At 66.9% G+C, this 12,093-nt stretch carries 9 protein-coding genes and 1 tRNA gene; 4 read left to right on the plus strand and 6 right to left on the minus strand.

Annotated features, from left to right (window positions below; genetic code table 11):
- The 3 genes from putA to QZ709_RS05385 form a co-directional block, all read left to right on the plus strand.
- Window positions 1-2,804, plus strand: a 2,804-nt coding sequence (putA, locus tag QZ709_RS05375; RefSeq protein ID WP_294636250.1) for a bifunctional proline dehydrogenase/L-glutamate gamma-semialdehyde dehydrogenase PutA, incomplete at its 5' end; no start/stop codon positions are given.
- 57 nt (window positions 2,805-2,861) lie between these two features.
- On the plus strand, window positions 2,862-4,346 hold the full coding sequence (gene putP / locus QZ709_RS05380; RefSeq protein WP_294636251.1) for a sodium/proline symporter PutP: 1,485 nt from the start codon (window positions 2,862-2,864) through the stop codon (window positions 4,344-4,346).
- Between the two features lie 134 nt (window positions 4,347-4,480).
- On the plus strand, window positions 4,481-5,707 hold the full coding sequence (locus QZ709_RS05385; RefSeq protein WP_294636313.1) for a Glu/Leu/Phe/Val dehydrogenase: 1,227 nt from the start codon (window positions 4,481-4,483) through the stop codon (window positions 5,705-5,707).
- A 3-nt stretch (window positions 5,708-5,710) separates the two neighbouring features.
- On the opposite strand, the gene QZ709_RS05390 is transcribed toward QZ709_RS05385, so the two are convergent.
- Together QZ709_RS05390 and QZ709_RS05395 are read right to left on the minus strand one after the other, a co-directional pair.
- Window positions 5,711-6,685, minus strand: a complete 975-nt coding sequence (locus QZ709_RS05390) for a WYL domain-containing protein (RefSeq protein ID WP_294636252.1) — start codon at window positions 6,683-6,685, stop codon at window positions 5,711-5,713.
- Between the two features lie 140 nt (window positions 6,686-6,825).
- Window positions 6,826-7,935, minus strand: a complete 1,110-nt coding sequence (locus QZ709_RS05395; RefSeq protein WP_294636253.1) for a hypothetical protein — start codon at window positions 7,933-7,935, stop codon at window positions 6,826-6,828.
- 274 nt (window positions 7,936-8,209) lie between these two features.
- Between QZ709_RS05395 and QZ709_RS05400 the strand changes: the two genes are divergently transcribed.
- Window positions 8,210-8,599, plus strand: a complete 390-nt coding sequence (locus QZ709_RS05400) for a c-type cytochrome (RefSeq protein WP_294636254.1) — start codon at window positions 8,210-8,212, stop codon at window positions 8,597-8,599.
- Window positions 8,600-8,718: 119 nt separating this feature from the next.
- Here QZ709_RS05400 and QZ709_RS05405 read toward each other — a convergent pair whose 3' ends face one another.
- The 4 genes from QZ709_RS05405 to QZ709_RS05420 all read right to left on the minus strand — a co-directional run bounded on the left by QZ709_RS05405 (window position 8,719) and on the right by QZ709_RS05420 (window position 12,068).
- A complete protein-coding gene (locus tag QZ709_RS05405) occupies window positions 8,719-9,279 on the minus strand; it encodes a phosphatase PAP2 family protein (protein WP_294636255.1) in 561 nt (186 codons plus the stop codon).
- 137 nt (window positions 9,280-9,416) lie between these two features.
- Window positions 9,417-9,492 (minus strand) — tRNA-Thr (locus QZ709_RS05410).
- An 88-nt stretch (window positions 9,493-9,580) separates the two neighbouring features.
- Entirely contained in the window at window positions 9,581-10,978 is a 1,398-nt protein-coding gene (locus QZ709_RS05415) for a diguanylate cyclase (RefSeq protein ID WP_294636256.1), read from the minus strand.
- A gap of 76 nt (window positions 10,979-11,054) precedes the next feature.
- Window positions 11,055-12,068, minus strand: a complete 1,014-nt coding sequence (locus tag QZ709_RS05420) for a class 1 fructose-bisphosphatase (RefSeq protein ID WP_294636257.1) — start codon at window positions 12,066-12,068, stop codon at window positions 11,055-11,057.
- Window positions 12,069-12,093 lie beyond the last annotated feature (25 nt).

Raw genomic sequence — 12,093 nt, forward strand, 5'->3', positions numbered from 1 at the left:
ACTGGGACAAGCACGTCGGCCAGAGCGACAACGTGCTCGTGAACTTCGCCGCCTGGGGGCTGGTGATGACGGGCAAGGTCGTCAACCTCGACCAGCCCACGAACGGCAAGGCCGGCAGCGTCATCAACCGCCTGGTGCAACGATCCAGCGAGCCGGTGATCCGCGCGGCCATGAACCAGGCCATGAAGCTCATGGGCAAACAGTTCGTGCTGGGCCGCACCATCGAAGAAGCCCTGACCAACGGCCGACCGCAGCGCAAGCTGGGCTACACCTACTCCTTCGACATGCTGGGCGAGGCTGCGCTGACCGCCGCGGATGCCGACAAGTACATGGCCGACTACCGCGAAGCCGTGATGGCCGTCGGCAAGGAGCCGCAGGTGGGCCCCGGCCCGCGCCCCTCGGTGTCGATCAAGCTGTCGGCACTGCATCCGCGCTATGAAGTGGCCCAGCGCGAACGCGTGCTGACCGAACTGTTCGCCCGCGTGCGCGACCTGGCCACGCTGGCCCGCAGCCTGAATGTCGGCATCACGATCGACGCCGAAGAAGCCGACCGACTGGAGCTGTCGCTGCACCTGTTCGAGAAGCTGCTGCGGGATCCGGCCATCAGCGGCTGGGGCGAGTTCGGCCTGGTCGTGCAGGCGTACTCCAAGCGCTGCCTGCCGGTGCTGGTGTGGCTGACCACGCTGGGCAAGACGCTGGGCCAGCGCATCCCCGTGCGCCTGGTCAAGGGTGCCTACTGGGACAGCGAGATCAAGGCCTGCCAGCAAGCAGGCCTGAAGGACTACCCCGTCTTCACGCGCAAGGAGGCGACCGACACGTCCTATCTGGCGTGCGCCCGCTACCTGCTGAGCCCGCACACCGACGGCGTCATCTACCCGCAGTTCGCCACACACAACGCACACACCGTCACCTGCATCCTGTCGATGGCCGGCGGGCGCGCCTTCGAGTTCCAGCGCCTGCACGGCATGGGTGACGCGCTCTACGACACCGTCATGGCGCAACGCAAGGTGAACGTGCGCATCTACGCGCCCGTGGGTGCCCACCGGGACCTGCTGCCCTACCTCGTGCGCCGCCTGCTCGAGAACGGCGCCAACTCCTCGTTCGTGCACCAGCTGGTCGACCCCAGCGTGCCGGTGGCCGACCTGATCCACCACCCGGTGCGCGTGCTGTCGCAGCACGGCAGCATCCGCAACGACCGCATCCCCCTGCCGCCCGACCTTTTCGGCGCCACACGACGCAACTCCCAAGGCATCAACATGAACATCCAAGCGCAATGGGGCCCGCTGCAGCAGGCCTTCGACCAGCAACTGCAACGCACCTGGACGGCTGCGCCGCTCATCGCCGGCGAGCGCCAGCACAGCGACCGGGTCCACAGCATCGCCTGCCCTTACGACCTGACCCGCACCGTGGGCCAGGTGCAGTTCGCCACCGCCGAGATGGCCGCCCGCGCCCTCGACGGACTGGCCGCAGCCTGGCCGCGCTGGAACGCCACCGCAGTGGCCGACCGCGCCGCCATCCTGGACCGTCTGGCCACCTTGCTGGAAACCCATCGCCCCGAGCTGATGGCGCTGTGCACCCTGGAAGCCGGCAAGAGCCTGCAGGACGGCATCGACGAAGTGCGCGAAGCGGTCGACTTCTGCCGCTACTACGCCGAACAGGCCCGCACCCGCCTGCACCGCGAGGTGCTGCCCGGCCCCACGGGCGAGCGCAACGAACTCTTCCACGAAGGCAAGGGCATCTTCGTGTGCGTGAGCCCGTGGAACTTCCCGCTGGCCATCTTCCTGGGCCAGATTGCCGCCGCCCTGGTGGCCGGCAACGCCGTGCTGGCCAAGCCCGCCGAGCAGACCAGCCTCATCGCTGCCCGCACCATCGAGCTGGCCCTGGAAGCCGGCTTGCCCAAGGACGTGATCGCCCTGCTGCCCGGTGACGGAGCCGAGCTGGGCGGCGTGTTCTGCCGCGACGTGCGCGTGGCCGGCGTGTGCTTCACCGGCTCGACCGACACCGCCCGCATCATCAACCGACAGCTGGCCCTGCGCGACGGCCCGATCGCCACGCTGATTGCCGAGACCGGTGGGCAGAACGCGATGCTGGTGGATTCGACTGCGCTGCCCGAGCAGGTCGTCAAGGACGCGGTGGCCTCGGCCTTCACCAGCGCCGGCCAGCGCTGCTCGGCCCTGCGCGTGCTGTACGTGCAGCGCGACATCGCCGACCGCGTGATCGACCTCATCCAGGGCGCGATGGCCGAGTTGAAGGTGGGCCCCACCCATCTGCGCGAAAACGACGTCGGCCCGGTGATCGACGCCGAGGCGCGCGAAGGCCTGATCGCCCACATCAACAAGCTGAAGGCCGAAGGTCGCCTGGTGGCCGAAGCCAAACTGCCCGCAGGCCTGAACGGCCACTTCGTGGCGCCGGTTGCCTTCGAAATCGACAGCATCGCCAGCCTGGCCAAAGAGCAGTTCGGCCCCATCCTGCACATCGTTCGCTATGATGCGGCCGCGCTTGACCAGGTGATCGCGGACATCAACGCCACGGGCTACGGCCTGACGATGGGCGTGCACAGCCGCAACGACGAAACGGCCCGCCGCATTGAAGCGGCCGCGCGCGTCGGCAACCTGTACGTCAACCGCAACCAGATCGGCGCGGTGGTCGGCGTGCAGCCCTTCGGGGGCTGCGGCTTGTCCGGTACGGGTCCGAAGGCCGGTGGCCCGTCCTACCTGCTTCGCTTCACCAACGAAAGAACAACGACCGTCAACACGACGGCGGTGGGCGGCAACGCCTCCCTGCTGTCGCTGGCACACGGCTGATCCCCGCTGCGCTTCCCTCAACCTGCCCAGAAGTCCCCTTGAGGGGGATCCACGTCCATGAGCTTTGCCAACCCCACCCTGATCACCTTTGTGGTCTACATTGCCGCGATGGTGCTGATCGGCTTCATCGCCTATCGGTCCACCAAGAACCTGTCGGACTACATCCTGGGGGGGCGAAGTCTGGGCAGTTTCGTGACCGCCCTGTCGGCCGGCGCCTCCGACATGAGCGGTTGGCTGCTCATGGGCCTGCCGGGCGCGCTGTTCGTTGCCGGCGTGTCGGAAAGCTGGATCGCCACCGGGCTCATCATCGGCGCCTGGCTGAACTGGTACTTCGTGGCCGGCCGCCTGCGCGTTCACACCGAGCACAACGGCAACGCCCTGACGCTGCCGGACTACTTCAGCCACCGCTTCGAGGACAACAGCCGCGTGCTGCGCATCCTGTCCGGCCTGGTGATCCTGGTGTTCTTCACCATCTACTGCGCATCCGGCGTCGTGGCCGGTGCGCGCCTGTTCGAAAGCACCTTCGGCATGAGCTACGAAACCGCCCTGTGGGCCGGCGCCGCGGCCACCATTGCCTACACCTTCGTCGGCGGTTTCCTGGCCGTGAGCTGGACGGACACCATCCAGGCCAGCCTGATGCTGTTCGCCCTCATCCTCACGCCCATTGCCGTGATGCTGGCCACCGGCGGCATCGACCCGACGCTGGCCGCGATCGAGATGAAGAACAGCGAGGCCTTCAACCTGTTCAAGGGCACGACCGCCATCGGCATCGCCTCCCTCATGGCCTGGGGCCTGGGCTACTTCGGTCAACCGCACATCCTGGCGCGCTTCATGGCCGTGGATTCGGTCAAGTCCATCCCCAAGGCCCGCCGCATCGGCATGGCCTGGATGATCGTGTGCCTGGTGGGCGCCATGGCCGTCGGCTTCTTCGGCATCGCCTACTTCTCGGCGCATCCGGATCAGGCTCAGGCCGTGACCGAGAACCCGGAACGCGTGTTCATCGAGCTGGCGAAGATCCTGTTCAACCCGTGGGTGGCCGGTGTGCTGCTGTCGGCCATCCTGGCCGCGGTGATGAGCACGCTGAGCTGCCAGCTGCTGGTGTGCTCCAGCGCCTTGACCGAAGACTTCTACAAGCCCTTCTTCCGCCCGAACGCCTCTGAAAAGGAACTCGTGTGGGTGGGCCGCGCCATGGTGTTCGCCGTGGCCGTGATCGCCATCATGCTCGCGACCAACCCGAACAACCGCGTGCTGGGCCTGGTGTCCTACGCCTGGGCAGGCTTCGGCGCCGCCTTCGGCCCGCTGGTGCTGTTCTCGGTCCTGTGGAAGGGCATGACCCGCAACGGCGCGCTGGCCGGCATGCTGGTCGGTGCCGTCACCGTGATCGTGTGGAAGCAGTTCGGCTGGCTGGGCCTGTACGAAATCATCCCGGGCTTCATCCTGGCCAGCATCGCCATCGTGGTCTTCAGCCTGATCGGCCCGAAGCCCACCAAGCGCATGGTGGTGCGCTTCGAGCGCGCCGACCGCGAGCACGCCGCGAGCTGATCGCGCCGACAGAAACAGACGGGGCCTTGTGCCCCGTTTTCTTTTCCAGCGTTTCTCTTCAACCACAGGAGGTTTTCTTGAGCACCGCTCGTTTCCCGTCCTACATCGACCCCGCCCATCCCGGCCCCTGGGGCATGTTTCTGGAACAGCTCGATCGCGTCGAGCCCCATCTGGGCCCGCTCGCGCGCATGATGGACACGCTGCGCCGACCGAAGCGCATCCTCGCTGTCGACGTACCCATCCACCGCGATGACGGCACGATCTACCACGTCGAAGGCTACCGGGTGCAGCACAACCTGTCGCGCGGCCCCGGCAAGGGCGGCGTGCGCTACCACCCCGACGTCAACCTGTCCGAGGTGATGGCGCTGGCCGGCTGGATGACGATCAAGAACGCCGCCGTGAACCTGCCCTTCGGCGGCGCCAAGGGCGGCATCCGCGTCGACCCGGCCACGCTGTCCCAGGCCGAACTGGAGCGCCTGACCCGTCGCTACACCAGCGAGATCGGCGTGGTCATCGGCCCGGACCGCGACATCCCCGCGCCGGACGTCAACACCAATGAACAGACCATGGCCTGGATGATGGACACCTACTCCATCAACCAGGGCGCCACACAGACGCGTGTGGTGACGGGCAAGCCCATCTCGATGGGCGGCAGCCTGGGCCGTCGCGAGTCGACCGGCCGTGGCTGCTTCGTGGTGGCGCGTGAGGCCATGCGCAAGCTCGACATCCCGATGGCGGGCGCGCGCGTGGCCATCCAGGGCTTCGGCAACGTCGGCAGCGCCGCGGCTCGGGCCTTCCATGCGGCAGGTGCGCGCATCGTGGCCGTACAGGACGCCACCGGCACCGTGTACAACGAGTCGGGCATCGACCCCGCCGCGCTGGATCGCCATCTGCGCCAGGACGGTGGGCGCGTCGCCGACTTCCCGGCCGCCACCGCCATCGCCGCCGAAGAATTCTGGGCACTGCCGTGCGAAGTGCTGCTGCCCGCCGCCCTCGAAGGCCAGATCACGCGGGACAACGCCCACGCGGTGAAGGCGCGCCTGGTGGTCGAGGGCGCCAACGGCCCGACCACCCCGCACGCCGAGGACATCCTGCTGGACAAAGGCTGCCTGGTGCTGCCCGACGTGCTGGCCAACGCCGGCGGCGTGACCGTGAGCTACTTCGAGTGGGTGCAGAACGCGTCGAGCTTCTTCTGGACGGAGGACGACATCAACGCGCGACTGGATCGCGTGCTGACCGAGGCCTTCGAGGCCATCTGGTCGGTGGCGCGCGAGCGCCAGGTGCCGCTGCGCACGGCGGCCTTCATCACCGCGTGCAGCCGGGTGCTCGAGGCCCGCGCCATGCGCGGGCTCTACCCCTGAGCCTTACTTGTACTGGGCCAGCGCGGCCTTGAGCCGCGTGGTCACGGCGTCGCGCAGCGCCTTGGGCGACGCCACCTCGACCTCGGCGCCGTGGCGCAGCACGTCCATGGCGAGCTCGGTCACCTCGACATACGGCACCTTGAGCTCGTAGCGGCCATCGGGCAGCACGCGGGTCTTCTGGTCAGGGTGCCACTCTTCGCGCGACACCCACTGGGCCGCCTCGGCACTGAACACCAGCGTGGCCCAGTTCACCTTGCTGCCGGCGAAGATGCCGTAGCCGCCGTCCAGTTCCTGCTCGACGCGCTTGAGGCTGATGTCGCGGGCCTTCTGGCCCGTGGTTTGCGCCGACTCGACCGCATCCAGGGCAAAACGCTTCAGCGCGTCGCTTTCATGGCACCAGGCATCCAGGTACCAGGTGCCGCGGTAGTGGATCAGGCGCTGAGGCGAGACCTCGCGGTCGGAGCTGGTCTTGCGGCCACGCGTCAGGTAGCGCATGGCGATGCGCTGGCGCTTGAGCAGGGCCGCGCCGATCAGCTCGAAGTGCTCGCTGGGCACCGGGCGCTTGCCCGTGCCCATGATGCGGACGCGGCGCATCAGCTCGGCGCTGTCCGAGTCGGACGTGCCCAGCAGGTGGTAGATGCGATCAAGCAAGGGCTGCAGGTGGCGCGCCAGCGTGCCGTTGCTGTCCAGGCCGGACAGCAGTTGGTGTGCGGTCAGCAGGCTGTAGAGCTCGCGCTCGTCAAACCACAGGCCGGGCAGTTCATGCTTCTGGCCCCGGAATTCCTCGCCAAAGCGGTAGAGGTTGTCCTCGCGGTGGTAGACGATGGGCGCGTCCATGCGATCCCGCAGGAACTGCAGGTCGCGCTTGAGCGTGGCGGGCGAGACCTCCAGGGCGTCCAGCATCTGCTGGAAGCTCACGCCGCCATGGTGGCGGATCAGGTTCTCGATCTTGTAGAAGCGTTCAGTGCGGTTACCCATGGCGGTATCGACTCCCAGGCTCACCCCTTGAGCCTCCAACACCGACTCTAGCAGAGTCCCCCCCCGGACAGGCAAGAGTCAGCTGCCGCCACGCGGCCATCGCACCACAGGAATCTGCCCCAGAGTGGGGCGTCAGGCACTCAGCTTGCTGCAAACAGGTCGGACTGCCGGGCCGCCAGCCAGTGATCGGCCGGCAGGCTCACCTTGGGATCCGGCAGCGGGCGCGGCACCGGACGGGGCGACAGCAGGCCACGCGTGGCAAGCGCCCAGCCCTCGGTCGCCTGGGTGTCCGGCAGACAGCGCGTTCCCTGCCCTGCTGCGGCCACGATGGTCTCGGCCTGCGCTGCAGTCAGGGCCCGCGCCACCCGCTTCCAGCGATTGAGCACCAGGCGGGTCTGCCAGGCGTCTTCCACGGCCGCCCGCAGGCTGAGTGCCGGGTGCGCGCGACGCAGCGCCCGCACCTGGGCCACGTACGCGTCGGTGAAAGCGAGCACGTCCTTGCGCAGGGCCTTGCCGGGCACATGCTGGCGCAGTTGATCAATGTGGTCGTCGAGTGCGGCGGCATCGTCGCTCTCGGCATGGGCCAACACCAGCCGGCACAACACGGCCTGCAGGGCCTGGATCGGGTTGAACACCCGCAGTCGGTTCGGCGGCAGCACCAGCATGGGCAGCACGGCCGCCTCCTGGTGCGCCAGTCGGGTGACGAACGACATCAGCACCGCCACGCGCCCCCACTGGGCCGCATCCAGGCCGTCGATCTCGCTGACGCTGCCTTCGCAGTCCCGGGCATACCGAACTGCGTCATGGAAGGCAGCATCGGCCTTGGCCTCGTTGGCGCTGCGGCTCATCACCGCCAGGTTGCCAGCGGCGTAGGCCGCGTCGTTGAAAACCCGGTCCACGGACCAGTCGGTGCCGGCGCCGGTGCCGTACGTCAGCGGCATGCGGGTCACCGGGCAGATCTCGGTGTCGATCAGTTGCAGAAAGCGGGGGGTGACCTGCTCGGTGTCGAACACGCGGCCCCGGTTGAGCGCGTTCAGCCGCACCTGCAACCATTTGCGGGCATGCCGGGTGGCGTGCAGCGTGCGTGCGCCAAAGGTTTGCCGCCCGGCTTCCACCCCCTGGGCCAGCTGAGGCCAGTTCAAGAGGGCTTCGGACGGGGGTTGGACACCGTAATGGGCGAAATCCCAGCCGAGCTCGAAGGCCAGGTCGACGCCGAAACGGGGAACGCGCGAAGTGACGAGGGTCTGCATGGGGTGCTCCTGGAACCGCGGCCCGCCCTGTGCGGCGCCGACCATGCCATGCAGTCTGACGAGCCACAGGCTCAGGGCGTGATCCTCGCACCATCCATCTGTCATCCCCCTTGGATGCGGGCCGGGCACCACCCGGGGTGCTCCATTTCGAAGCACCGGCCCGTCAGCGTGCTCCATCCTGACAAAAGCCGGTACCGACTTGATTTCGCTCAAGCCGACAGCGCGTCGGCGCCCTATCTTGGGGACACCCCGGTTGTCTTTCAGGAGAAAACAAATGACCAAACTGGTGATCCCCCTCGCCGCCCTGCTTGCTTCCTGCGCCGCGCTGGCTGCAGATCCCGCCCAGGACAAGTCCATGCTCGACCTGGCCAAGAACGCCGGCTGCATGACCTGCCACCACGTCGAACCCGGTGCCAAGGGCCCGGACGGTCTGCCCCCGATCGGCCCGCCGTGGCGCGACGTGTCGGCCAAGTACAAGGGCCAGAAGGGTGCGCTGGAACAGCTGACCCAGACGGTGATGAAGGGCTCCAATCCTTACGACAGCCACTGGAAGGGCAAGGCTTCGGGCTTGGCAATGCCGCCCAATGCCGCCGCCATCGGTGAAGCAGACGCCCGCAAGCTCGTGAAATGGATCCTGTCGCTGGAAGGCAGCAAGAAGTCCTGATCGCGATCGCCCTGATCTGCCTGTTTTTTGAGCAGACCAGGGTGTTTCCCAGGGGGCGGCACGCTTGCTCAGCCCTTCCCAACAGACTTGTCCACAGGAAACGGGGACAAGTCTGTTTTTCATTCAGCGGCGCTCGGCCCGGGCCACGCCCGCCACAACGCGCCGACCCATGCCAGTGCCACCACGGCACCTGCCAGCACGTCACTGGGATAGTGGACCTGCAGGTAGACGCGGGAGGCCCCCACCAGGGTCACGAAGGCCGCAGCGAGCAGCCAGCCGGTCAGGCGCGCGGGATGACGGCATTGCAGCAGGCAGGCCACGGCAAATGCGCAGGCCTGCATGGTGTGTGCGCTCGGAAAGCTCGGATCGATGGGCATGGTGACCAGCGGCTCGAACAGACCGGGCCGTGTGCGCGCCACCGCCAACTTCAGCGCGTGCACGATGAGGCTGGCGCCCAGCAAAGCCGCCAGCACGAAGCAGGCTGGCCCGCGCCGCCCCGGCGGGAGACGACGCGCACGCCAAGCCGCCGCGATGAGGGCGACCGGCAGCAGCACATAGAGCGACCCCAGCCAGGTCGCAACAACCATGGCCTGGTCGGCCCATGGAGAGCGCCAGCCCTGCATCCACGTGAGCAAGGCATGGTCGAACGCGATGAGATCCGGCAAAGAGAGCGGCATCATGCAGGCGCGAGGCAAACCAGGTGCCGATCTTGCCCTCAGACGGTGGTCGGGTGCCAGCACAGCCATGGGGCGCCCCGCACGCCAGGTCCGGAAACGACAAAGCCCCGGAGATCATCCGAGGCTTTGGCTTGTTCTGATGGTGCCGGTGAAAGGAATCGAACCCTCGACCTTCTCATTACGAATGAGCTGCTCTACCGACTGAGCTACACCGGCGTCCAAGACCGCTAGTCTAGCACGCCAAAATGCCCCAGGAACAGCCCGTCAGGCAGATTCGCCACAACCGCGCACACGGGCAAGGGGGTCAACGCGCCAGGCAGACCTGGTTGCGCCCACCCTGCTTGGCCTCGTACATGGCCTGGTCGGCACGGTTGATCAGATGCTGGAAGTCGGGGTGGCCGTCGTAGACCGCCACACCCACGCTGACCGTCACGTGCAGCTTGCGGCCCTGGCCCACCAGGAAGTCGGCTGCGGCAAAGCGCTCGCACAGGTCCTGCGCAATGCGCTGCGCCACGGGCGGGGTCACCTCCACCAACATCACCAGCAGTTCCTCGCCACCATAGCGGAAGACGAAGTCGCCGTTGCGCACGCTGTTGAGCACCAGCATGGCGGCCTGCTGCAGCACCATGTCGCCGGCGTCATGCCCTTCTTCGTCATTGATGCGCTTGAAGTGGTCCACATCGATGAGCAGCAGGGCAAACTGCGTGTGCCGCTCGTTGGCCAGCTTGATCTCCCGGCTCATCACCGAGGGCAGGAAACGGCGGTTGAGCAGGCGCGTCAGCGTGTCTCGGCCGTTCTCGACTTCCAGCTGGCGTTCGAACAGCGTGTTGAGCTGGAACTTCAGGTTGTCCAGCTCGGTCTGCAAGGTCATGATCAGCTGCGGTATCGGATGCCCCACCTGCTGGTCGTGCCCGCTGAGTTGCGGCAGCAGCGTGTCGTCCACCCGCTCGATGATCTCGGTGATGCTGTCGAGTTCGGGTGCGCCTTCGAACATGGCCGCCGCCTTGTGGTTGAACCACAGGCCGAATTCCGAATGGGCCAGCCGTGGCAAGGCGCCCGGGGTGGGCGAGCGGTGGAGGGCAAACAGCAGTTCCTGCCCCCATTCCAGCAGCACCGAACGCTGGCGCTCGCGCTCGACCGACATGTTCTGCCCGAGCGAGAACAACCGGTAGGCCTCATCAGTGCGCGCGCCCCGCTGCGTGTTGCGCATGTAGGCCTCGGACATCAGCTCCTGGGCCAGGTCCATCAGCAGGCCCGCATAGCGCTCGGCCTCCTGACGCAGCACCGGATCGCCACACGCCGCCGTGAGGTGCTCGACAAGGGTTCGCTTGAGCGTGCGCGCTCCACGCGCCACCAGGTGGATGGGCAGCTGGATGCGGGCATGCACCTCGCCCACATGGCGCTGATGGGCCACCAGGGTCGCCACCTCGCTGGGGCGGTCGCCATAGATCTCGCGGATCCACCGCGCCATCGAGGCCCGCAGGCGCTCATGCACCACGTCATGCGCCAGGAAGGCGCTCGCGCGCGGATGCGCCATCATCACAGCGTAGAAGCGGTCCGACAGGGCTTCGGCGTGGCGATCGGCCACTTCGGCCACCAGTTGGCGACACGCCGGTGTGGCACTGTCGACCAGCGCCTGCCACTCTTCTTCCGGTGCGTGGTGGTGCGGCGTCCCCTCGGGTGCTTGCGACGAATACTGCATGTGTGAGTGGGCAGAAGTAAAAAGGGGCCCATGGCAGGGCCCCATTGTTGCGGGCGCGTCATGCGCGCCTCCAGGCTCAACCGGTCTGCTTTGCTTCGCGGTGGTAAGCCGTCACGCGCTCCACCTCGTTCTTCGAGCCGAGGATGACGCTCACACGCTCGTGCAGGCCCTTGGGCTCGATTTCCATGATGCGCTGCAGGCCGTTGGTGGCCGCGCCGCCCGCCTGCTCCACCAGGAAGCTCATCGGGTTGGCTTCGTACATCAGGCGCAGCTTGCCGGGCTTGTTCGGCTCGCGCTTGTCCCACGGGTACATGAAGACACCGCCGCGGGTCAGGATGCGGTGCACGTCGGCCACCATCGAGGCGATCCAGCGCATGTTGAAGTCCTTGCCGCGCACACCGTCCTTGCCCTGCAGGCACTCGTCGATGTAACGCTTCACCGGGGCATCCCAATGGCGCATGTTCGACATGTTGATGGCGAACTCCTTGGTGTCTTCGGGGATCTGGACCTTGTCGGTGGTCATGACCCACGAACCCTGCTCGCGGTCGAGCGTGAACATCACGACGCCCTGCCCCACGGTCAGCACCAGCGTGGTCTGCGGGCCGTAGACGCAATAGCCGGCGCACACCTGCTCTGTGCCGGCTTGCAGAAAGCTTTCGTTGGTGACGTCGCCGCCCTTGTGCTTGAGCACCGAGAAGATGGTCCCGATCGACACGTTCACATCGATGTTGCTCGAGCCGTCCAGCGGATCGAACAGCAGCAGGTAGTCACCCTGCGGATAGTTCATGGGCACCGCATGCATGTCGTCCATTTCCTCGGACGCCATGCCGGCCAGGTGGCCGCCCCACTCGTTGGCCTCGATCAGCACCTCGTTGGCGATGATGTCCAGCTTCTTCTGGACTTCACCCTGCACGTTTTCGCTGCCGGCGGTGCCCAGCACCTCACCGAGCGCGCCCTTGTTGACGCTGATGGCGATGCGCTTGCAGGCGCGCGCCACCACTTCGATGAGCAGGCGCAGTTGCGCGGGGATCTGGGCTTCGCCGCGTTGCTGTTCGATCAGGTACTGCGTGAGGCTGATGCGTTTGGTCATGGGTTGGTGGGGTGGGTAAGAAAAA

The sequence above is a fragment of the uncultured Aquabacterium sp. genome (assembly GCF_913773725.1).
GTDB lineage: Bacteria > Pseudomonadota > Gammaproteobacteria > Burkholderiales > Burkholderiaceae_C > Aquabacterium.